Here is a 22,645-nt window from a genome sequence, read left to right on the forward strand (position 1 = left end):
GCAGAACGATTCTGGTACGGCGTGCAAAAAAGAATGGCGCGAGGTTAACGCTTTTTCGTTGCGTTAAGAAGGGGTGGCAGTGGAATGGCGCAGCGTTGGTCGGCGCACGTTATGGAGTGACGTCTTACCCGCACCAAAGCCGTGCAGCCCACGACGATAGCGACGCTCCGGTCGCTCGGCCGAAACTTTTCCACGTGCGCTTCGGTCACTGCTTACACATACCCCCCTCACACCCCATCGGAAATAAAAAAATATGCCTCGGGCAATCTGGAAAGGCGCGATCAGTTTTGGACTGGTGCATATTCCTGTGGCGCTGGTGTCGGCGACGTCCCGCCAGGGTGTCGACTTCGACTGGCTGGACAAGCGCAGCATGGACCCGGTCGGTTACAAGCGCATCAACAAGGTCTCCGGCAAGGAGATCAATAAGGAAAACATCGTCAAGGGCGTGCAGTACGAGAAAGGGCGTTACGTCGTCATCAGCGAGGACGAAATTCGCTCGGCGCACCCCAAATCAACCCAGACCATCGACATCTTCGGTTTCGTCGACAGCGACCAGATACCGCTGCAGCACATCGACACCCCGTACTTTCTCGCCCCCGACAAGCGCGGCGAAAAGGTCTACGCGTTGTTGCGCCAAGCGCTGGTCGACACCGGCAAGGTGGCGCTGGCCCATGTGGTGATTCGTACCAGCCAGCACCTGGCGGCGGTGATGCCGCTGGAGTCGGCGATCGTGCTCGTGCTGCTGCGTTGGCCCTCGGAAGTGCGCGGGCTCGACAGCCTCGAGCTGCCCAAGGAAGCCACTGACGTCAAGCTCAGCAAGAGCGAGCTGGACATGGCCAAGCGGCTGATCAAGGACATGAGCACCGAGTGGACGCCGGACGCCGAAGAATACCGCGACACCTTTCAGGACCAGATCATGTCGCTGGTGGAAACCAAGGCCCGCGAAGGCAAGATCGAGAACGTCGAGACCGATGCCGGCGACACTGAGCGTAAGTCGGCTGATGTCATCGATCTGACCGAGCTGCTCAAGCGCAGCCTGGGCGGTCGCGGCACTGCAGCGAGGGCGGCGCCTGCCAAAGCCAAACCGGCGAGCAAAAGCAAAGCCGAGTCCAAGGACGATGCGCCGGCGAAGCGCCGTGCTCCGCCCCGAAAGAAGACCACCAAGGCCTCTTGAACGCGTGTCCTGTAGTAGCGTTAAAAGATGCACCGTTCCAATGCGCAGAGGTTCATCGTCATGACAAAACCTGTGAGTGAATACACCCGCAAGCGCAACTTCGATGTCACGTCCGAGCCGGCCGAAAGCGAGGGCAAGACGCGAAGCAAGAAAGGCAAAGCGCTGAGTTTCGTCATTCACAAGCACGACGCGCGCAACCTGCATTACGATTTTCGCCTTGAACTGGATGGCACACTTAAAAGCTGGGCGGTGCCGAAAGGGCCGAGCCTGGACCCGAAGAACAAACGCCTGGCGGTGCACGTCGAAGACCACCCGCTGGGCTACGGCACGTTTGAGGGCAGCATTCCCGAGGGCGAATACGGCGCAGGCGACGTGATCGTCTGGGACCGCGGCATTTGGCAGCCCCACGGCGACCCTCAGGAAACCTACAAGGCCGGCAAGCTCAAATTCACCCTGATCGGCGAAAAGCTCACCGGCGACTGGGCGCTGGTGCGGACCCGCTTGCCGGGCAACAGCGACAAGGAGCAGTGGCTGTTGATCAAGGAAAAGGATGACGCCGTCCGCCCGGGCGAGGAATACGACATCGTCGTCGAAAAGCCGGAAAGCGTGGTCAGTGGCGCAACGGTGGGCGAAGGACGCAAGCCGGCCAAGAATGCCAAACGTAAATCGGCGGCATCTGAACCCGCTGCCGACACCTCTGCCGCGAAGACGCCCGCAAAAAAGCCAGTGCAAAAAAAAGCCAAAACGCCTTCGCCCCAAAAGAGCGGCGTGCCGGCCAAGCTCTCGCCGCAGTTGGCGACGCTCACGGACACCCCGCCCGAGGGCAAGTGGTTTTACGAAATCAAGTACGACGGCTATCGGATTCTGACCCGCATCATCGATGGCGAGGTGAAGTTCTTTACCCGCAACGGCAATGACTGGACCGATCGATTGCCGCTGCAGGCCAAAGCCGTTGGCGATTTGAAACTGGACAACACTTGGCTGGACGGCGAGGTGGTGGTGCTCAACGACGCCGGGCTTCCGGACTTTCAGGCGCTGCAGAATGCGTTCGACATCGACCGCAGCATGGACATCATTTATTACCTGTTTGACGTGCCGTTCCTGAACGGTGAAGACCTGCGGGAGACGCCGGTCGAAGACCGTCGCGCGGCGCTGAAGAAAGTGCTGGGGCGACAGAAAAAGGGCCTGCTGCGGTTCTCCGAAGCCTTCTCTGCCGGCCATCGCGACATCATTGAAAGCGCGAGCCTGATGTCCCTCGAAGGCGTCATCGGCAAGCGGGCCGGCAGCGTGTACCAGTCCAAACGCAATGCCGACTGGATCAAGCTCAAATGCAAGCTGCGCCAGGAGTTCGTCGTCGTCGGCTTCACCAAACCTCAGGGCGCGCGCAATGGTTTTGGCGCGCTGCTGCTGGCGGTGAACGAGGAGGGCGCGGGTCTGGTGTATGCCGGTCGGGTCGGCACGGGGTTCAATCAGCAGATGCTCAGCGACTTGCTTGAGCAGATGAAGCCGCTGGAACAGGACTCCTCACCGCTGGCGAAGAAAGTTACCAGCGCCCAGGGCCGGGGTGTGCACTGGATAAAGCCGACCTTGGTGGCGGAGGTCGAGTTTGGCGAATGGACCCGTGACGGCATCATTCGTCACTCGGCGTTTGTCTCATTACGCAGCGACAAGCCGGCCAGTGAAGTGGTCCACGAATACCCCAGGACGCCGAGAGACATCAAGGCACCGTTCAAACCCAGCGCCGCCAAAGCCAAAGCGCCGAGCAAGAAATCCGCGACCAGCGCCGATCCTTCAGCCGAGAAGCCAAAGCCGGCCAGCAAGCGTGCAGGCAAGGACCGCATCGACGTGGCCGGCGTGATGGTCAGCCATCCCGAACGGGTGATCGACGCCGAAAGCGGTCTGCACAAGATCGAGCTGGCGCAGTATTACGAATCGGTGGCGGACTGGATTTTGCCGCACCTCGACCATCGGCCCGTGGCGCTGTTGCGCTGCCCCGAAGGCGTGGCGGGCGAGCAGTTTTTCCAGAAACATTCCGAGCGCATCGCGATCCCCAATATCAAGCAGCTGGACCCCAAGCTCGACCCCGGCCACGCGCGTTTGATGGAGATCGACAGCGTCAAGGCACTGGTCGGTGCGGCGCAGATGGGCACCATCGAACTGCACACCTGGGGCGCGACCTACGATCAGATCGAGCTGCCGGACCACTTCGTCCTGGATCTCGACCCGGACGACCAGTTGCCCTGGCGCAGCATGATCGAAGCCACGCAACTGACATTGTCGACCCTCGACGAGCTGGGCCTGGATGCGTACGTCAAGACCAGCGGCGGCAAGGGCATGCACATCGTCGTGCCGCTGGCGCGCCGGGCGGATTGGGAGTCGGTCAAAGCCTTCGCCAAGGCGCTGGCGCAATTCATGTCGCGGGAGCTGCCGGACCGGTTCACCGCCACGTCCGGGCCGAAGAACCGGGTGGGCAAGATCTTCATCGATTACCTGCGTAACAGCCGGGGCGCCAGTACGGTCGTGGCCTATTCGGCGAGGGCGCGGCCGGGGTTGCCGGTGTCGGTGCCGATCAGCCGTGACGAGCTGACCGAGGTGAAGTCCTCGGCGCAGTGGACCATCGCCAACCTGCAGCAGCGGTTGCGCAAGCTGAAGGCTGACCCGTGGGCCGGCTACAAGAACACCCAGCGCCTGACCAAACCGATGTGGAAGCGTCTGGGCGCCACGCCGCCGGGGTGAGGCTTTGAGTCACTCGCGCTGTGACGGGTGTCTGGCCAGCCATGCCCAAGCCGCCATCGCCGCGGGCGCGACCCGTGAAGAAGTCGCCGCCGCCCTGGCTACCGCGATCTCGTTGAACGCGGGCGCTGCGTACATCTATTCGATGCACGCGCTGGAAGCGTATGACGCGCTGAAGCCATAAATCGCGGTAGCTCGCGGCGATACGCAAAGGCCGGCAGGGTGCTTGCCGGCCTTACGCGTCGCTTCCGCACTTGGTTAGATCACTTGACCCCGTCAGTCCGCTCGCCCACTTCCGCCGGATAAAACTCCCCTTCAAGCCCTGCGGTCAGCAGGCGTTCACGCACTTGGGTTTCGACTTCGAGCACCTGCTCGGAGTCGTCGATGTCGTCAACCACCAGCCAGACCGGCATGACGTTCTGACCATGGGTACCTTCGCTGAGCATGTCGTGGGAGAACACCTGGTTGGCGCGCCACAGGCACAGTTCGTCATCGGTGTGATGGGGTTCGCGGACGGCGGTCGGTGAGGTCAGCCAGATTTCGGTGTAGGGGCGCAGGTCTGCGTTGGCGAGTTCGTTCAGGGTGATAACGGTTTTCATTTTGTGTCCTCCAGTGTTCAAGATGGAGTTGTGACGCATGGGGCTGCCCAGCGTTCCCGCGATCTGCGCAGATGGTCGCAGTATCTGCCGAGATCAAGAGCGTATGCCCGGAGGCAGACTGTGAAGACCAAAAGCGCTGCGCAGATCAAGAGCTTCCCGGCTAAAGCCGGTCCTACGGTGCGCCGCCGATGCCATGGGATGCACGCGCTGCTGTTTAGTGGGACCGGCTTCAGCCGGGAAGAGGCCATTCCAGGCGCTGATGTCCGATCGTTCCCACGCTCTGCGTGGGAATGCATCCCGAGGCGCTCTGCGTCATTCCGGGCCGTCAGGAGGAATGATTGAGTTACAGCGCCAACCTGCGATCTGCGCTGATGGTCGTGCGGACTTGAACCGAGGCCGCGTGCGTGGGGTCGACCATTCACTGTGCGCTCACGTCAGCCCGACCCGGAGACATGCCCGTGACCGACCCACACCTGCTCACCCGCAGGCGATTGCTTACCCTGGCGGCAGGTGCGTCGGCGGCGTTGGTGTTTGACGCAGCGGTCGGTGATGCGAGTGCAGGCGTCCCCGCCACAGCATCCGAACCGCCACAACCTGGCCCTTCGCCCGTTCAATCAGGAGAGCGGAACATGCTCACGCGAGACATTCCATCCAGCGGCGAAGCGTTGCCGATGATCGGCCTTGGCACCTATCGCGGTTTCGATGTCGAGCCCGGCAGCGATGCGTACAAACTGCTGCCCGCCGTGGTGGACCAGCTGTTCCACGCCGGCGGCACGGTGATCGACAGTTCGCCCATGTACGGCCGCGCCGAGGAAACCACCGGCGAGTTGCTGGCGATCCATCAGCCGTCATCGCCAGCGTTTCTGGCGACCAAGGTCTGGACCCGAGGGCGCGACGAAGGCATTGCCCAGATGGAAGCGTCGTTCCGGCTGTTGCGGACCCAGCGCATCGACCTCATGCAGATCCACAACCTGCTGGACTGGAAAACCCATCTGCCGACGCTGCGTCAGTGGAAAGAAGAAGGGCGCATTCGCTACGTCGGTCTGACGCACTACACCCCGTCGGCCTACGCTGAGGTGGAAGCTGCGCTGAAGGCCGAAGCGTTCGATTTTCTGCAGATCAACTACGCGCTGGACGATCGCGCGGTCGAGGCGCGGCTGCTGCCGCTGTGTCGTGAGCGAGGGGTGGCGGTGATCTGCAATCGGCCGTTCGGTGGAGGCGGTCTGCTCGGCCGCTTGCGCAACACGCCGCTGCCGGGGTGGGCGGGGGAAGTTCAGGCCAGGAGCTGGGCGCAACTGGCGCTGAAGTTTCTGATCTCGCACCCGGCAGTAACGTGCGCGATTCCCGGTACGGGAAATCCGAAATACATGAAGGAAAACGCCGAAGCCGCCAGAGGGCCTTTGCTTACTGATGCCCAGCGCCAGCAGCTGATTGCCCTAATCGGCTGATTTTGCCTAACCCCGGTTGGGCCGTTTCATACGAACGGCGCGAACTGAGGCGATCAGCGTTTGACCGGCGCAGGCAGAGTGACCAGATCCACGTACGCATCCCAGAACTTCTTTTGATCCACGGCGTACACCACTTTCGCCTTTTGTGTGCCGACGGGCGCGCCCTTCTTGTAGCCCATGGAGCGGCCGTAATCCGGTCCGAAGTGGGCGTCGACATCGACCCACAAGTCTTTGGACTCGGTGACCAGTTCCGGATGCACCAGGTAAAGCGCAGGCAGGCTGTCCCAGGTGAAGCTGTGGTGGTTCGGGTCCTTGTCGAACTCAGGTCCCAGCACCGTTTTGTACAGGTTGGGAATCACGCCTTTGCTGGCGACGATGCGCTGGTAGACCGAGGCGTCGAAGATGACCTTTTCGCAGACATCGTTGGGGAAAATCACGTGCTCGATGGGCGAGCGCAGGACGATTTTTGCGGCCTCGGGGTCGAACCACCAGTTGAATTCCGCCGCTGGGGTCGTGTTGCCGGGGATCTCGATGGCGCCGCCCATGTACACGATGCGTTTGATCAGCGGCACGATTTCCGGGGCGCTGCGAATCGCCAGAGCGATGTTGGTCAATGGGCCAACGGCCAGGAGGGTCACTTCGTGAGGGTTGGCCTTCACGCTGTCGACGATGAACTGCGCGGCGGATTCGCTGCGCAATGCAGTGTGCGTCGCAAGCCCGTCCGGCGGCGAAACCAGTTGCGAGGCCGAGGTCGGACGCGGGGTCTTGAACGCCCCCGGCCAGCCTGCGCCGAACAGGGCTTTTTCCTGGTCATACGTGGCGAAGTCGTGCAGCAGCGGGTAGGCCGCGCCGGAGTACACGCCGATGTCCTTTTCCACGCCCATGCGCTCGACAGCCTTCAGCGCATCGACCTGTTCCTGATCGACCCACGCGTTGCCACTGACGAGGGTCATGCCCAGCAGGTCGATGCGCTTTTGCGCGTGCAGTTGCGCCAGCATGATGAAGGCTTGGCCGTCGTCGTTGAGCACGTTGAAATCGGTGTCGAAGATCACCTTTTCCGCGGCCTGCAAGGAGGTCGCGGACAGTCCCAGCGTCAGGGCCAGGGCACAGCTTTTCACAAACGCCTGCATGGTCGGATTCCACAATTGTGATGGGATGAATACGGTTCGCCGGGTTGGAGCGCGGCGTGTCCCGCCAACGCGGTGGGTCAGTGAGCGAACCGTTGACTGACCCACCGCATTCGCCAGCAAGCTGGCTCCCCCCGGGATAGGCGTCCAGCGCGACGAGTTACCGATTCACCAGCTTTGCCGGCAGCGCAACCACCAGCAGGCTGCTCAAAATCAGGCACCCGGCAAAGAACCACAACGCCCCGGCGCTGCTGCCGGTGACATCGATGGCGATGCCCATCATCGAGTTGCTCACCAGCCCGGCGATATTCGCCAGCGAGCAGGCCAACGCGAAACCCGTCGCTGCCGCCCGGCCCTTGAGGAACGTTGCCGGCAGGCTGAAGAACACCGGGACCGCGCCGATGATCGCGGCCGAAGCGACGGCAAACAGCGCGACGGTCGCGACCACGTTATGGGTGAAGAACGGGCTGGCGGCCATGGCCATGGCGCCGATCCAGAACGGCACGATGATGTGCCAGCGCCGTTCGCGACGACGGTCGGAGCTGGCACCGATCATCAGCATGCCGATCAGCGCCGCGACGCTGGGCAATGCCGTCAACACGCCGATGTGGAAGGTGTCGGTGACCCCGGCGTTCTTGATGAACGTCGGCATCCAGAAGCCCATGGCGTAGGCGCTGAGCAAGATCGAGAAATCGATGCCGCCGAGCATCCACACTTTCAGATTGAAAAAACCGTCGCGAAAGCTGTGCTTGCTGTCCTTGCCCTCAACGTCGTCCAGGCGCAGTTCGCTTTCCAGCAAGGTTTGTTCGGCGCTGTTCAGCCATTTGGCTTCTTTCGGATTGTTCGGCAGCGCCCAGAACGTCATCACCCCCAGCAGCACGCTGGGAATGCCCTCGATCAGGAACAGCCACTGCCAGCCACGCAGCCCGGCAGTCTGGTCGAAATGGCCCATGATCCAGCCCGACAGCGGGCCGCCGATGACGCTGGAAAGCGGCAGGCCGATCATGAACAGCGCGATGATGCGGCCGCGGCGGTAGGTCGGGAACCAAGTGGTCAGGTAAAACAGCACGCCGGGCAGGAAGCCCGCTTCAGCGGCGCCGAGGAGAAACCGCAGCACGTAAAACTGCGTCGGCGTGCTGACGAACAACATGCAGGACGACAGCAAGCCCCAGGTGATCATGATCCGCGCGATCCAGATCTTCGCGCCGACCTTCTCCAGGACCAGGTTGCTCGGCACTTCGAACAGGATATAGCCGACGAAAAACAGCCCGGCGCCCAACCCGAACGCGGTCTCGCTGAAGTGCAACTGGTCGAGCATCTGCAGCTTGGCGAAGCCGATGTTGATGCGGTCCAGGTAAGCGGCCAGGTAGCAGAAACACAGGAAGGGGATGAGCTTCCAGGTGATCTTGGTGTACAGCGCTTTGATCGGGTCCGCGGTTAGGTTCGCGGAGGTGTCTACATTCGCAGAGGGCATGGGTGTCTCCTGGCGTTTCTTCGACCGGTGAGCGCGGCGGCTGATTTTGCCTGCGTTTGCGGTGTTGTCATATGGGGGACGAAGCGGCAAGCGCCAAGCTTCAAGCTGCAAGAGGGGACCGCATGCTCTTGACTTGCGGCTTATCGCTTGAAGCTTGCAGCTCGCAACTGTGTCATCGCCTCCTGCTTGCTCACCACATCTCCGTACTTGCTGTCGATGTCGAACAGGTTCGCTTCGTGGGGATCGGGGTGCCGGTCGCCCACGCATTCGCGCACGACGATGGTCCGGAAACCATGCTGCACGGCATCCACCGCGGTCGCCCGGATGCAGCCGCTGGTGGAGCAGCCGGCCAGCACGACGGTGTCGATCCCTTGGGCGTGCAGCATTGATGCCAGTGACGTGCCGAAGAACGAACTGGCGTACTGCTTGCTGATCACGACCTCTTCGGGCAATGGCTGTACGGCCTCGCAGAATGCGGCCAGCGGGTTGCCTTCGACCATGTCCTTCATCACCGGCGCTTTTTTCACCCACATGCCGCCGTCCGAGAAATGCGTGGGGTGGTAGCGGATGTTGGTGTGCACCACCGCGATGCCGTGTTCCCGCGCGCAGGCCAGCAGCTCGACGCTTTCGGCCACCGCACTGACCACGCCGGGCGCATATAAAGGCGCGCCGGGTTGGGTGTAGCCCTGCATGAAATCGATCATCAGCAAGGCCGGTTTCGCACCAAAACCGATGCGATTGCCCCAGACGCCCTGATAGTTGGCGTCCGCGCTTTGTGGGTCGGTCATTGCGTTCTCCTGTTCATCGTTTTAAGCAAGGACCGTCAGGTCAGCGGCGTACCGAGAAAGTCACCGAACGCGGCAAAGAAGCCCGGCAGGTTGTCCCACGGAATCATGTGTCCGGCGTTTTCCACTCGCGCGATCAGGATGTTCGGTTGTAGCTGTCGGATTTCGGCTTCGTCTTCCGGCTGAATCACGCCGCCGCGGCCAGCGACGATGAGCAGGGCAGGGACCGGAAGGTTCGGCAGGTCCTGGTGGAAATCCACGTCGTGGAAGTCATTGAAGGCGCGGACGATGGCGGGTTCGTAGCAGGTGTGCAGCCACTCGGCGCGCAGCTGCAGTTGTTCCTCGGTCCAGGTCGGGCAGAACGCGCGCATGTGTTCGGCGCTCATGCCCTGTTGCGACTGGCGGATGGAGTCGACGTACCACGGCAACTTCGCCGGGTATTCACGACGGCCCGGACCGGACACCGGCGGATCGATCAGGACCAGGCTTTTCAGGCCCTGGGGGCAACGAATCGATGCCCGAACGGCAAAACGCGCGCCCATCGAATGACCGGCCAAGTGATAGCTGTCGATGCCCATGGCGGCGGCAAACGCACCGATGTCATCGGCGCAGGTGTCGACGCTGTAATCCAGATCCGGCCCCGTGGAAGAAAGCCCGCGACCGCGCGCATCCAGCACGTAGGTGTCGAAAGACTGGCCCAGGCGTTCAGCGACGAACCCCCAGGTGATCGCCGGGCTGGTGATGCCCGGGATCAGGATAAGCGCCGGTTTGCCGGAGTGCATGTCGCCGCCGTAGCGCAGGTAATGCTGACGGATGCCGTTGGCCTGGACGTTGCCGCCATGGATGAATGTGCTCACGCCGCCACCCCCGATTTCAGCTCCTGGCCGTACAGGTCGTACCCGTAAACCCAGGCCGGATCTTCCTGGGTGCGCAGCCAGGTGTTGGCGTTGGAAACCGCTTGCACCCGAGAGGCGCGTTCCTTGCGATTGGCTTCGTACAACTGGAACGCGGTGCGGTAATCGGTGAGGCCGGTTTCCTGCAGGCAGCGGGTGAGCATTGCGGCGTCTTCAATGGCCATGCCGGCGCCCTGGGCCATGTGCGGCTTCATCGGATGGCAGGCGTCGCCCAGCAAAACGAGGCGGCCGCGACTCCACAGTGGCAGCGGGTTGCGGTTGAGCAGCGGCCACTTGGTCACGCTGTCGGTGGATTCGATCAAGGCCTGCACGGTGGGGTGGTAACCGGCGAACGCTTCATACATTTCGTCCCGGCTGCTGTCGACCCAATTGCCCTCGAAGTCCCACGCTGCATGGGGCACGCCGGTCACGTAGTAGTACTCATCGCGCTTGCCGGTGGTGTGATAAACCATCATGTGACGGTCCTCGCTCCACCATTTCACGCAGTTCTCGAATTCCAGGTTGTACTTGGTCAGCACCTCGCTGGGGATCAGCGCGCGGTGGGCGACCCAACCGCTGTACAGCGGTTTTTCATGGCCCAACAGCTCTTCGCGAATCTTGGAGTTGATGCCGTCGGCGCCGATCACGATGTCGGCGTCGGCGTGGGTGCCGTCGGCAAAATTCAGGCGCACGCCGTTGTCGCGTTCTTCCAGCGTGGTCAGGCATTTGCTGAAGTGCACGCTGCCCGGCGCCAGCGTCGACATTTGCAGCGCGTGCAGATCACCGCGGTGCACGGTGATGTAGGCCGCGCCGTACTCCTTGAGGGAGAACTCGCCCAGGGCGATGCGCGACAGGTAATCGCCGGTCGCACCGTTGCGGCTGAACCAGAAGTCCGGGTGCGAACCCATGTCGCTGAGCTGTTGCTCGATGCCCATGCGGCGGAAGATTTTCATGATGTTCGGGCCCATGTGGATACCAGCACCGATACGAGAAAACGCGGGGGCTTGTTCGTAGATATCGACGTGGAAGCCGGCTTTCTGCAACAGCGTCGCAGCCGCAGCGCCCCCCAGACCGGATCCGACGATGGCGATTTTTTGCGTGGTTGGCATGGCGCGCATTCCTTTGTGTTTCATGAGCCCTGAATGACCGGAGCTCTGGATGACGGCGAGGCGAAAATGATCTGTCGCGTCGCTGGGTTTTTAAAGTGTATACGCTGATATTTTTAAAAGTGAACCGATATTTCCAGAAACGGCAGGCGGTGTCGCAAACAGGCATGTCACCTGCTGTAACCCTTATTCATTGGGGTCTGTGTGGTTGGGTAACAGAGTGGCGTGCCTATTGCAGCGGCGTCCGGATTGATGTCTTATCGCTTTTAATAAGTGTGTACGCTTTAAAAAATGCACTGGTCTGATGCGCGACGCCTTGCAATGGTGCATCCGGCTCGTCATCCGCCCCAGAGGAGAAAAGAGATGCCGGTTAGCGATTGCGAATTGACCCAGATGTTCGAGCACGTGCTGAAACTGTCGAAAGTGGACGCGACCCAGAGCGTGGCGGTGCTCAAGAGCCACTACTCAGATGCGCGTACGGTGCGTGCCGCGATGGACGCCGCTCAACGTTTGGGCGCCAAGGTCTATGCGGTGGAGCTGCCGTCGTTCAATCACCCCAAAGCCATGGGCAACGACATGACCGCCTACTGCGGCGACACCGCGCTGACCGGCAACATCGCCGCGCAACGTGCCCTTGAGGCGGCGGACCTGATCGTCGACACGATGATGCTGCTGCACTCGCCGGAGCAGGAGCAGATCCTCAAGACCGGCACGCGGATTCTGCTGGCGGTGGAGCCCCCGGAAGTGCTGGCGCGGATGCTGCCGACGGTGGCGGACAAGGAACGGGTGCTGGCGGCCGAACAGGTGCTGAAGGCAGCGCGCTCGATTCAGGTGAAGTCCCGCGCCGGCAGCGATTTTCGTGCGCAACTGGGGCAATACCCCTCCGTCACCGAATACGGTTTCGCCGACGAGCCGGGGCGCTGGGACCACTGGCCCAGCGGGTTTCTGTTTTCCTGGCCCAACGAAGAGACCGCCGAAGGCACGCTGGTCATTGATGTGGGGGACATCGTGCTGCCGTTCAAAACCTACTCCCGCGAGCAGATCACGCTGGAGATCGACAAGGGGTTTATCACCGGGATTCACGGTGGTTTCGAGGCGGAGTACCTGCGTGATTACCTGAAGTACTTCAATGACCCTGAGGTCTACGGCATTTCCCACATTGGCTGGGGCCTGCAACCCCGCGCCCAGTGGACGGCCATGGGTCTGCACGACAAGAACGACGGCATGTGCATGGATGCCCGGGCGTTCTACGGCAACTTCCTGTTTTCCACGGGGCCGAATACTGAAGTCGGCGGCACCCGCAAAACCCCGTGCCATCTGGATATCCCGCTGCGTCGTTGCGACATTTATCTGGACGACCAGGCCGTGGTGCTGGCGGGGGAAGTGGTGGCGCCCGAGGCATCGAAAGCCTGACGCAGGCCTGCATTTGGCTTGCGCTACGCGGGACTCAGGTTGTACGCAAAACTTGTGGGAGTGACCGGGGTGGCGCTCCACCTTGCTCACGAAGGCGGCATTCCTGTAGATGAAGATTTAGGGTCCTTACCTACTTCTTCGCGAGCAAGCTCGCTCCCACAGGTTTTGCATACGCCCCGGGATCTTCCGCGCACAGCAACCTTGTGGGAGTGAGCTTGCTCACGAAGACGGCATTCCAGCTGCCGAAGTTCTGGAGGATGTACCGTCCTTTTCGCGAGCAAGTTGAAGCGCCATCCCGGTCGCTCCCACTATTCATCTGTCGGCGGATACACCAGCGACACAACTCACTCATTCCGAAGATTCCCCTCAACCCCCCGCAGACGTTACTGTAGCCACCACTTTCCAGATCCTGCCGAACGAGCCACCCGTGTCCACTGACAACCCTTCCAATAACAATCGGTCCTACACCTTTTCCGAGCAGGTCGGCCATCTGCTGCGCAAGGCCTACCAGCGGCATCTGGCGATCTTCCAGCAGAACGTCGGCGATTCGCAGCTCACGGCGGTGCAGTTCGTGACCCTGTGCGCGCTGCGCGATCACGGCCCCAGTTCGCAAACCGAGCTGGTCAAGGCCACGGCCGTGGATCAGGCGACCATTCGCGGCATCGTCGATCGCCTGAAAGCCCGGGACCTGATCAGCCTTGACCCGGACCCGCAGGATCGCCGCAAAGTCATCTGCAGCCTGACCGACAGCGGCCTGCAACTGGTGCAGGAAACCGTGCCCCGCGCCGCGCAGATCAGCGAGCTGACCCTGAGCAAACTCAACCCCGCCGAACGCGTGGCTGTACTGTTTCTGCTGCGCAAACTGATCGACGAGGGCGATGAATAACGCCGCCTGACCCCCTCGTCAGGCGTCATCTCCCTCCTGAAAACTCCAACGTCCTAAAGCCTTTTCTCCGCTGGCATGCTTCCTGCTCTCGTTTCATGAAGTAATCACTTCATCAAATGCAAGCTACAGCGGGTAACACATGAAGGCTGACACAAGCGAGCTGCAGCGGGCGGCGGAGAAGACCGTGACCCTGAACGTCAACGGTCAGGCCACACGTGTCACGGCAATGCCTGACACGCCGCTGTTACTGATCCTGCGCAATGACCTGCACCTTAATGGCCCCAAATACGGCTGCGGCCTGGGCGAGTGCGGCGCCTGCACGGTGATCATCGACGGCGTCGCCGCACGCTCCTGCGTGTTTCCACTGGCCGGGGCCCAAGGGCGCGAGATCACCACGCTGGAAGGCATCGGTTCGCGAGACCGCCCGCATCCGGTGCAGCAAGCCTTCATCGACGAGCAGGCCGCGCAATGCGGCTACTGCATGAACGGTATGATCATGACCGCCAAGGCCTTGCTCGACCGCAACCCGCACCCCACCGAAGCGCAGATTCGCAAAGAACTGTCAGCCAACCTGTGCCGCTGCGGCACGCACCTTGAAATCCTCAGTGCGGTCATGCGTGCCGCGCGTCATCAGCCCAGCCCGGATCCCGCCCAATGACCCAGACTTTGCCCACGCGCGATGAATTGCTCGCCCAAAACGGCGTGCTGTTGATCGTCGACGACATCCTGCCGCCGTCCGGTCCGGTCGCCAAAGGCGGCACCCCTACGGTCAGGCCCATGGAATTGGGGCTGTTCATTGCCATCGATCAAGACAGCCGCGTCTATGCCTTCAACGGCCATGTGGATCTGGGCACCGGCATCCGCACCTCGCTGACGCAGATCGTCGCCGAAGAGCTGGACCTGCAGATGGATCAAGTGACGATGATTCTGGGCGACACCGAGCGTGCGCCGAATCAGGGCGCGACCATCGCCAGCGCCACTTTGCAGATTTCCGCCATCCCGTTGCGCAATGCGGCGGCCGAGGCGCGGCGCTACCTGCTGCAACAGGCCGCGCAGCAGTGGTCGGTCGATGTGGATTCGTTAGTCATCGACAGCGGCGTGATCAAAGCGCAGGACGGTCGCGCACTGACCTTTGGCCAACTGCTGGTCGATCAGCGTGTCGAATTGCGCATCTCCGGCAACGCACCACTCAAGCGGCTGGAGGACTACAAACTGGTGGGGCAGGGCGCCGCCCGTGTGGACATTCCGGGCAAGGCCACCGGCGAATTGACCTACGTCCATGACATGCGTTTACCGGACATGCTCCATGGCCGCGTCGTACGGCCGCCCTACGCCGGTTACGACACCGGCGACTTCGTCGGCACCAGTCTGCTGGACGTGGACGAATCTTCGATCGCGCACATTCCCGGCATCGTCCGCGTGGTGGTGATTCGGGATTTCGTCGGCATCGTCGCGATGCGTGAAGAGCAGGCGGCCAAGGCGGCGCGGGAACTCAAGGTCACCTGGAAGCCCTGGCAGCACGAATTGCCGGACATGAGCAACATCGAGCAGGCGATACGCGATAACCCGAGCATTCAGCGGGTGGTGCTCGATCAGGGCAATGTCGAAGAAGCGTTGGCCCAGGCCAGCGAGCGGATGACGCGAACCTATCTATGGCCCTACCAGATTCACGGCTCCATCGGACCTTCGTGCGGGTTGGCGGACTACAGCGAAGAAGGCATTCGGGTCTGGTCCGGCACGCAGAACCCCCACATGCTGCGCGCCGATCTGGCCTGGCTGCTGGAATACCCCGAAGAGCGGATCGACATCATCCGCATGGAAGCGGCCGGCTGTTACGGGCGCAATTGCGCTGATGACGTCTGCGCCGACGCGGTGTTGCTGTCCCGCGCCGTGGGCCGGCCGGTGCGCGTGCAACTGACCCGCGAGCAGGAACATGCCTGGGAGCCGAAAGGCACGGCGCAGTTGATGGAAGTCGACGGCGGGATTAACGCCGATGGCGGCATCGCCGGTTATGACTTCAGCACCCGCTACCCGTCGAATAACTCGCCAACCCTGGCCTTGCTGTTGACCGGGCGCGTAGAGCCGGTGGCGACGATGTTCGAAATGGGCGACCGCACTTCGATCCCGCCCTACGACATCGAACACATGCGCGTCACCATTCACGACATGGCGCCGATTGTGCGGGCGTCGTGGATGCGCGGTGTGTCGGCGCTTCCCAATACCTTCGCTCACGAGTCCTACATCGACGAGTTGGCTTTCGCGGCTGGCGTCGACCCCATCGAATACCGGCTTCGTTATCTGCACGACGAGCGCGCTGCCGAACTGGTTCGCGCCACCGCCGCCCGGGCTGACTGGGCGCCGCGCACTCAACCGATGCAGATCCCGGAAGAAGACGGTGTCTTGCGCGGGCGCGGTTTTGCCTACGCGCGCTACATCCACAGCAAGTTTCCCGGCTTCGGCGCGGCGTGGGCGGCGTGGGTGGCGGACGTGGCGATCGACAAGCACACCGGCGATGTGTCGGTGACTCGCGTGGTGATCGGCCACGACGCCGGCATGATGGTCAATCCCGCCGGTGTCCAGCATCAGATCCACGGCAACGTCATCCAGTCCACCAGCCGGGTGCTCAAGGAGCGGGTGACGTTCGAGGAATCCACCGTGGCGAGCAAGGAGTGGGGCGGCTACCCGATTCTGACGTTCCCCGAAGTGCCGAAAGTCGACGTCATGATGATGCCGCGCCAGGCCGAGCCGCCCATGGGCGCCGGGGAGTCGGCGTCGGTCCCGAGTGCGGCAGCCATTGCCAACGCCGTGTACGACGCGACCGGGATTCGCTTTCGCGAGCTGCCGATCACGGCGGAACGCATTCTCGCCGCGCTGAACAGCGCTGGCGTGGAATCCAATAGCCAGCTGCCGCAGTCGCCGAAAGCCAAACGCTCAAAGTGGCTGTTCGGTTCGTTGTTTGCTGCGTTCGGCGCGTTGCTGGGCATGGCCGCGACCGCGTTGCCCTGGCGTGCGGAAATCGCGCCGATCACGCCGCCCGCTGCGGGCACCTGGTCATCGGGGACCTTGGAGCGCGGGCGGTTGCTGGCGGCCGTGGGCGACTGCGCGGTCTGTCACACCGCCCCGAATGGCGCCAGCAATGCCGGCGGGCTGGCGATGCAAACGCCGTTTGGCACCTTATATAGCAGCAACATCACCCCGGACCCTGAGACCGGCATTGGTAACTGGTCGTATCCGGCGTTCGAGCGGGCGATGCGTGACGGCATCAGTCGCGATGGCAAACACCTTTACCCGGCGTTTCCCTACACGGCCTTCAGAAACATCGAGGACGCCGACATGCAGGCGCTGTACGCGTACCTGATGTCGCAGACGCCGGTGAAACAGGTCCAGCCCGCAAACGAAATGCGCTTTCCGTTCAATGTGCGGCCGTTGATGGCCGGCTGGAACGCGCTGTATCTGCGCAAAGGCGAGGTGCAGACGCAGCCGCAGCAAAGCGCTCAGTGGAATCGCGGTCAGTATCTGGTCAATGGACTGGGGCATTGCGCCGCCTGCCATTCACCCCGGGACTTGCTGGGGGCGGAGAAGGGCGGCACGTCGTTTCTCGCGGGCGGCACGGTGGACGGCTGGGAAGCGCCGGCGCTCAACAGCCTGTCGAAGGCGCCGACGCCGTGGACCGAGGATCAGCTGTTCAATTATTTAAGCAGCGGGTACTCCGATGCTCACGGTGTCGCGGCGGGGCCGATGGGGCCGGTTGTCTCGGAACTGGCGAAACTGCCGAAGAGCGATGTGCGGGCGATGGCGGTGTATCTGGCGGCGTTGAATGAGCCTGCGTCTGGCAGTGCTGACATCCGTCCCGCGACGGTGACCGGTCTGGCAGAGAAACCGAGCGTTTCGCCTCAGTCATTGAGCAATGGTCAGCGGGTGTTCGAAGGCTCGTGTCAGGGTTGCCATGCCGACGGTCTGGGCCCGAAGCTGTTTGGCGTGAGCCCGTCGCTGGCGACTAACACCAACGTCCACAGCGCGCTGCCAGACAACCTGATCAAAGTGATTCAGCAGGGAATAGACAAGCCGGCGACGGCAGATCTGGGTTACATGCCGGGCTTCAAGGACAGCCTGTCCGACACCCAGATCAGCGACCTGGCCGCGTACCTGCGCAACCGATTTGCGCCGAATGAGCCGCAGTGGGAGGGGTTGAAGGACAAGGTGGCGCATTTGAAAGCCAATCCCGGAACGCACTGATTGGGTAAGCCTGAGGGATTTACTTACTCTTCAGGGACTGCGCTGGACCTGGGCTGAATAAAGTCCGTGTGGGAGTGAGCTTGCTCACGAAGACTGCATTTCGACCGCTAAATATCTGGCGGATGTACTGGCCCCTGTGGGAGTGAGCTTGCTCACGAAGACTGCATTTCAACCGCTAAATATCTGGCGGATGTACTGGCCTTTGTGGGAGTGAGCTTGCTCACGAAAGCGGTATCTCAGCCACAGAAAATTCAGCGGATGTACCGGCGCCTTCGCGAGCAAGCTCGCTCCCACAGACTGCATTTCAACCGCTAAATATCTAGCGGATGTACTGGCGTCTGTGGGAGTGAGCTTGCTCACGAAAGCGGTATCTCAGCCACAGAATATTCAGCGGATGTACCGGCGTCTTCGCGAGCAAGCTCGCTCCCACAGACTGCATTTCGACCGCTAGATATCTGGCGGATGTACAGGCCTCTGTGGGAGTGAGCTTGCTCACGAAAGCGGTATCTCAGCCACAGAATATTCAGCGGATGTACCGGCGCCTTCGCGAGCAAGCTCGCTCCCACAGGTGCTGCACCAGTCGGCCTACTCCGGCAACACCCTAACGCCACGCATCACCAAGTCCTGAATGAACGCCAACCAATCCTTCCGCTCTCCCTCCGCGGCCATGTCCTGGCCGAGGAACGAACTGAGGGTGTGCAGGTTGGAGTTATAGAAGTAGCACAGCGACGCGATCATCAAATACACGTGCTTGATGTCCAGGTCCTGCCGAAATAAACCCTGCTGCTGACCGGCATCGATGATCGGTCTGAGCACGCCGACGGCTTCGCCTGACAGCCGTCGCAGCTCACCGGACTGGCGCGCGTGCCTGCCCTTGTGCAGGTTTTCGATGCTGAGGATGGCGACGAATTCCGGGTGGCTGACGTAATAGTCCCAGACAAACGCCACTAACTGGCGCAGCGTCTGCTCAGGCGTCGACGGGTCCAGTGACAGCAGGCTTTCGGCGCGGTTGAACTGCTCGTAGGTGTGCTCAAGCACTTTGACGAACAGTTTCTCCTTGCTGCCGAAATAGTAATAAATCATCCGGTCGTTGGACTCGGCTTCGGCGGAGATCTTCTCGATGCGCCCGCCGGAATAGCCGTCGCGGGTGAACACCGTGATCGCCGCCTGAAGAATGCGCGCGCGGGTTTGATCGGCCTGTTGCGCGCGAACGCCAGTGCTTTTGCCCATGGTCGTCAGAGAATCCGGTAGAGCAGGCGCTCGACGCGGACCCGGCTGACCCGGCGCAGAAAAGTGCGCACGCCAACCGGGTATTCGCTCAGAGTATCGAGCTCGTCAAACTTGCCGACCCGATGGGTATTGCGCATCAGCAGCGCGATTTCCTCGGCGCGCGGCTTCAGCCATTCGCCCTTGGGGTCATCGATCAGCACGGCGTTTTCCAGGTCCAGCTGAAAGGCCCGCGGGTTCAGGTTGTTGCCGGTCAGCAGGGTATAGCGGTCGTCCGACCACAGGCCCTTGAGGTGATAGGTGTTGTCGCCGTCTTTCCACAAATGGATGTTCAGCTGGTGCTTGGCGATCGCCGTCTGATGCTTCTGCATGAAGCGACGCAGGCTGATCTCGTACAGATAAGGCAGCGCGGAGATCACCTTGAACGGCTCCTCCGGCGAAATGAAAAAGTCGTTGGCGGTCTTGTCGCCGATGATGATGTCGACCTTCACCCCCCGCTTCAGCGCGCGATTGATCTCACGTTTTACCACCAGCGGCATGTTGAAATACGGCGTGCACAGCGTCAGTTGCTCATCGGTCGCGGCAATCAGATCACAGAGGGTTTTGCTCAGCGGGTTCTTGTTGCCGATGCCCAACAGCGGGATGACGCGCATCTCGCCATTGTCACGCACGCCATCATTAACGTCGTAACTGGCGCGCTTGAGATGCTGGCGGAACTGACGAATCTCCCCGCGCAGGCTGCGAGAGCTGGGCGGCGAGGGCAGGTCGAGGCGATGCACCGCGTCGGACGGCAGAATGTCCTGCTGGACCAGACGCTGGAACGAGTCGGCCAGGCCTTTGCTGTCAATCAGGTGATAGCGATCGAGCCGGTATTTACCGAGCTTGTGAAGGTAAACGTTATTGATGCTGGCGCCGCTGTAGATCACGCAGTCGTCGATGACGCAGCCCTTGAGGTGCAACACGCCGAACAGCTCGCGGGTTTGCACCGGCACGCCGTACACCGGCACTTCCTGATCGTGTTCCAGGTTCTGCGCCTGATACCACGCCGAGTTCCCGGCCTGCTTGCCGGCGCCGATCAGGCCGCGTTGGGCGCGGAACCAGTCGACCAGCACCACGACGTCCAGCTCCGGTCGCACAGCCTTGGCGGCATACAACGCATCGAGAACTTCCTGACCGGCTTCGTCCTGCTGCAAGTACAGGGCGACGATGTAGATCCGTCGGGTGGCGGCGGCAATCTTCGCCAGCAGTGTCTGCCGATAGTCGGCTGCACTCGGCAGAATCGTGATCGCCGTGCCGGAGGATTCAAAACCACGCAGCGCTGCAAGGGTAGAACGTCGGAAGGGAGCCCGCATAAGCCTCTCGAAGGGTCGGATCAACAGCGCACGAGCTTACACCAGAGTGCGCCCTCTGGTGGTTTTGGCAGTGTTATCCGTGAGTTGTTCAGCGGATTATCAGCGACCGCTCACACCGTGAGGTCTCGCCTTGACCTCATACCTTCAGAACCAGCTTGCCGCTGTTCTCGCCCTTGAACAGCATCTGCAGGGTTTCGGGGAAGGTTTCCAGGCCTTCGACGATGTGCTCTTTGCTTTTCAGCTTGCCCTGGGCCAGCCAGCCGGCCATTTCCATGCCGGCTTTGGCGAAGCGTTCCGCGTGGTCCATCACCACGAAACCTTCCATGCGCGCGCGATTGACCAGCAGCGACAGGTAGTTGGCCGGGCCTTTGACGGCTTCCTTGTTGTTGTACTGGCTGATCGCGCCGCAGATCACCACCCGCGCCTTCAACGCCAGGCGGGTCAGGACTGCATCGAGGATGTCGCCGCCGACGTTGTCGAAATACACGTCCACGCCTTTGGGGCATTCGCGTTTCAGCGCCGCATGAATGTCTTCGTTCTTGTAGTCGATGGCGCCGTCGAAACCGAACTCATCGATCAGGGTCTGGCATTTTTCCTTGCCGCCAGCAATGCCGATGACCCGGCAGCCTTTGATTTTTGCGATCTGCCCGGCGATGCTGCCCACTGCACCCGCCGCGCCGGAAATCACCACAGTCTCACCGGCCTTGGGCTGGCCAACTTCGAGCAGGGCAAAGTAGGCCGACATGCCAGTCATGCCCAGCGCCGCCAGGTACACCGGCAGTGGCACCAGTTTGGGGTCGACCTTGTTGAAGCCCTTGGGCTCGCCGACGAAATAATCCTGCACCCCGAGCACGCCCTGAACGTAATCGCCCGCGGCGAATTTCGGGTGTCGGGACTCGATGACTTTGCCCGCACCCAACGCGCGCATCACCGCGCCCAGCTCGACCGGCGCGATATACGACTTGCCTTCGTTCATCCAGCCGCGCATGGCCGGGTCCAGTGACAGGTATTCGCTCTTCACCAGGATCTGGCCTTCGGCGAGTTCCGCAACAGGCACGGTCTGGAAGGTGAAATCTTCACGGCTGGCGGCACCCACGGGGCGGCGGGCGAGGAGGAATTGGCGGTTATTCAAGGCGGTCATGGCAGGGCTCTCGATTATCGGCGAAGCGGCAGTGATAGACCGGAACGGCCCGGACAGCAAGGATTGCCACTGCACCGAATGCCCGCCGATCCACGCTGATGATGGCGCTCTTCACGGATCATCATCGCCACCAATGGTCCGGCAACCAGCCTCTTGATAGTGCTGACGCTGACTGTGTCGCGCCCGCTAAGCTGCGGCCCATCAGGCGTTTGCCGAGCTCTTCAATTAATAAGTACAAAAAGGACGATCCCATGAGCATGACGTTTTCCGGTCAGGTCGCGTTGGTCACCGGCGCCGCGGCGGGTATTGGCCGAGCGACCGCGCTGGCGTTTGCCGAACACGGTCTGAAAGTGCTGGTGGTGGATCTGGACAGCGCGGGCGGCGAGGGCACGGCCGAGTTGATTCGTCAGGCGGGCGGAGAAGCGCTGTTTCTGCCGTGCGACGTGACCAAGGACGTTCAGGTGCAGCAGATGATGGCTCAAGCCGTGGACGCTTATGGCCGCGTCGATTACGCCTTCAACAACGCCGGCATCGAAATCGAGAAGGGCCGCCTCGCCGAAGGCAGCGAAGCCGAGTTCGACGCGATCATGGGCGTCAACGTCAAGGGCGTCTGGCTGTGCATGAAATACCAGTTGCCGCTGATGCTGGCCCAGGGCGGCGGGGCAATCGTCAACACCGCATCCGTCGCCGGGCTGGGCGCGGCGCCGAAGATGAGCATCTACAGCGCGTCCAAGCACGCGGTGATCGGTCTGACCAAATCGGCCGCCATCGAATACGCCAAGAAACACATCCGCGTCAACGCCGTGTGCCCGGCGGTGATCGACACCGACATGTTCCGCCGCGCCCACGAAGCCGACCCGCGCAAGGCCGAATTCGCCGCGACCATGCACCCGGTCGGGCGGATCGGCAAAGTCGAAGAAATCGCCGCCGCCGTGCTCTACCTGTGCAGCGACGGCGCCGCGTTCACTACCGGGCATTCACTGGCGATAGACGGGGGCGTGACGGCGTTCTGATCGGTCAGACCGTTCGGCGAAAACCAGACCGGCGCTCC

Annotated in this window: 17 protein-coding genes and 1 pseudogene; 9 read left to right on the plus strand and 9 right to left on the minus strand. The window is 61.9% G+C overall.

The window, feature by feature from the left end:
• The first annotated feature begins 253 nt into the window (after positions 1-253).
• The 3 genes and pseudogenes from ku to ACYASU_RS13645 all read left to right on the plus strand — a co-directional run.
• The gene (ku, locus tag ACYASU_RS13635) at positions 254-1,174 is read left to right on the plus strand and encodes a non-homologous end joining protein Ku (protein WP_463583090.1); all 921 of its coding nucleotides are present in this window, start codon (positions 254-256) and stop codon (positions 1,172-1,174) included.
• A gap of 60 nt (positions 1,175-1,234) precedes the next feature.
• Positions 1,235-3,910, plus strand: a complete 2,676-nt coding sequence (gene ligD / locus ACYASU_RS13640) for a DNA ligase D (protein ID WP_463583091.1) — start codon at positions 1,235-1,237, stop codon at positions 3,908-3,910.
• A gap of 13 nt (positions 3,911-3,923) precedes the next feature.
• Positions 3,924-4,091: pseudogene (locus ACYASU_RS13645) on the plus strand (carboxymuconolactone decarboxylase family protein); the annotation flags it as partial.
• A 79-nt stretch (positions 4,092-4,170) separates the two neighbouring features.
• Here ACYASU_RS13645 and ACYASU_RS13650 read toward each other — a convergent pair.
• A complete protein-coding gene (locus ACYASU_RS13650; RefSeq protein ID WP_192174754.1) occupies positions 4,171-4,506 on the minus strand; it encodes a hypothetical protein in 336 nt (111 codons plus the stop codon).
• Positions 4,507-4,958: 452 nt separating this feature from the next.
• On the opposite strand from ACYASU_RS13650, the gene ACYASU_RS13655 reads away from it, so the two are divergent.
• Positions 4,959-5,954, plus strand: a complete 996-nt coding sequence (locus ACYASU_RS13655) for an aldo/keto reductase (protein ID WP_463583092.1) — start codon at positions 4,959-4,961, stop codon at positions 5,952-5,954.
• Between the two features lie 53 nt (positions 5,955-6,007).
• Here the strand turns inward: ACYASU_RS13655 and ACYASU_RS13660 are convergent, their stop codons facing one another.
• The 5 genes from ACYASU_RS13660 to ACYASU_RS13680 all read right to left on the minus strand — a co-directional run bounded on the left by ACYASU_RS13660 (position 6,008) and on the right by ACYASU_RS13680 (position 11,342).
• Positions 6,008-7,084 (minus strand): nucleoside hydrolase, encoded by a 1,077-nt coding sequence (locus tag ACYASU_RS13660; RefSeq protein ID WP_463583093.1) that lies wholly within the window; start codon positions 7,082-7,084, stop codon positions 6,008-6,010.
• 157 nt (positions 7,085-7,241) lie between these two features.
• Positions 7,242-8,555 carry an MFS transporter gene (locus tag ACYASU_RS13665; protein WP_463583094.1) on the minus strand — a complete coding sequence of 438 codons (1,314 nt, stop codon included), beginning with the start codon at positions 8,553-8,555 and terminating at the stop codon, positions 7,242-7,244.
• 140 nt (positions 8,556-8,695) lie between these two features.
• A complete protein-coding gene (locus ACYASU_RS13670) occupies positions 8,696-9,343 on the minus strand; it encodes an N-carbamoylsarcosine amidohydrolase (protein WP_463583095.1) in 648 nt (215 codons plus the stop codon).
• Between the two features lie 35 nt (positions 9,344-9,378).
• Positions 9,379-10,197 (minus strand): alpha/beta fold hydrolase, encoded by an 819-nt coding sequence (locus tag ACYASU_RS13675; RefSeq protein ID WP_463583096.1) that lies wholly within the window; start codon positions 10,195-10,197, stop codon positions 9,379-9,381.
• On the minus strand, positions 10,194-11,342 hold the full coding sequence (locus ACYASU_RS13680) for an FAD-dependent monooxygenase (RefSeq protein WP_463583097.1): 1,149 nt from the start codon (positions 11,340-11,342) through the stop codon (positions 10,194-10,196). The genes ACYASU_RS13675 and ACYASU_RS13680 overlap by 4 nt, the downstream gene beginning before the upstream one ends.
• Before the next feature lie 360 nt (positions 11,343-11,702).
• Here ACYASU_RS13680 and ACYASU_RS13685 point away from each other — a divergent pair, with 360 nt between their 5' ends.
• The 4 genes from ACYASU_RS13685 to ACYASU_RS13700 all read left to right on the plus strand — a co-directional run bounded on the left by ACYASU_RS13685 (position 11,703) and on the right by ACYASU_RS13700 (position 17,874).
• Entirely contained in the window at positions 11,703-12,752 is a 1,050-nt protein-coding gene (locus ACYASU_RS13685; protein ID WP_463583098.1) for a 2,5-dihydroxypyridine 5,6-dioxygenase, read from the plus strand.
• Positions 12,753-13,179: 427 nt separating this feature from the next.
• Positions 13,180-13,638, plus strand: a complete 459-nt coding sequence (locus ACYASU_RS13690) for a MarR family winged helix-turn-helix transcriptional regulator (RefSeq protein ID WP_463583099.1) — start codon at positions 13,180-13,182, stop codon at positions 13,636-13,638.
• A gap of 139 nt (positions 13,639-13,777) precedes the next feature.
• Positions 13,778-14,296, plus strand: a complete 519-nt coding sequence (locus ACYASU_RS13695; RefSeq protein ID WP_463583100.1) for a (2Fe-2S)-binding protein — start codon at positions 13,778-13,780, stop codon at positions 14,294-14,296.
• Positions 14,293-17,874, plus strand: coding sequence for a molybdopterin cofactor-binding domain-containing protein (locus ACYASU_RS13700; RefSeq protein WP_463583101.1), 3,582 nt, complete (start codon positions 14,293-14,295; stop codon positions 17,872-17,874). The genes ACYASU_RS13695 and ACYASU_RS13700 overlap by 4 nt, the downstream gene beginning before the upstream one ends.
• Before the next feature lie 585 nt (positions 17,875-18,459).
• Here ACYASU_RS13700 and ACYASU_RS13705 read toward each other — a convergent pair.
• The 3 genes from ACYASU_RS13705 to ACYASU_RS13715 form a co-directional block, all read right to left on the minus strand.
• Positions 18,460-19,104, minus strand: a complete 645-nt coding sequence (locus ACYASU_RS13705) for a TetR/AcrR family transcriptional regulator (RefSeq protein WP_463583102.1) — start codon at positions 19,102-19,104, stop codon at positions 18,460-18,462.
• Between the two features lie 5 nt (positions 19,105-19,109).
• Positions 19,110-20,453, minus strand: coding sequence for a CDP-diacylglycerol--serine O-phosphatidyltransferase (gene pssA / locus ACYASU_RS13710; RefSeq protein WP_463583103.1), 1,344 nt, complete (start codon positions 20,451-20,453; stop codon positions 19,110-19,112).
• Positions 20,454-20,589: 136 nt separating this feature from the next.
• On the minus strand, positions 20,590-21,594 hold the full coding sequence (locus ACYASU_RS13715) for an NADP-dependent oxidoreductase (RefSeq protein WP_463583104.1): 1,005 nt from the start codon (positions 21,592-21,594) through the stop codon (positions 20,590-20,592).
• 251 nt (positions 21,595-21,845) lie between these two features.
• Between ACYASU_RS13715 and ACYASU_RS13720 the strand changes: the two genes are divergently transcribed.
• Positions 21,846-22,607: an SDR family oxidoreductase gene (locus tag ACYASU_RS13720; RefSeq protein WP_463583105.1), complete on the plus strand. Its 762-nt coding sequence runs from the start codon at positions 21,846-21,848 to the stop codon at positions 22,605-22,607.
• The last annotated feature ends 38 nt before the right edge of the window (positions 22,608-22,645 follow it).

The sequence above is a fragment of the Pseudomonas sp. HP_12 genome, from assembly GCF_055283955.1.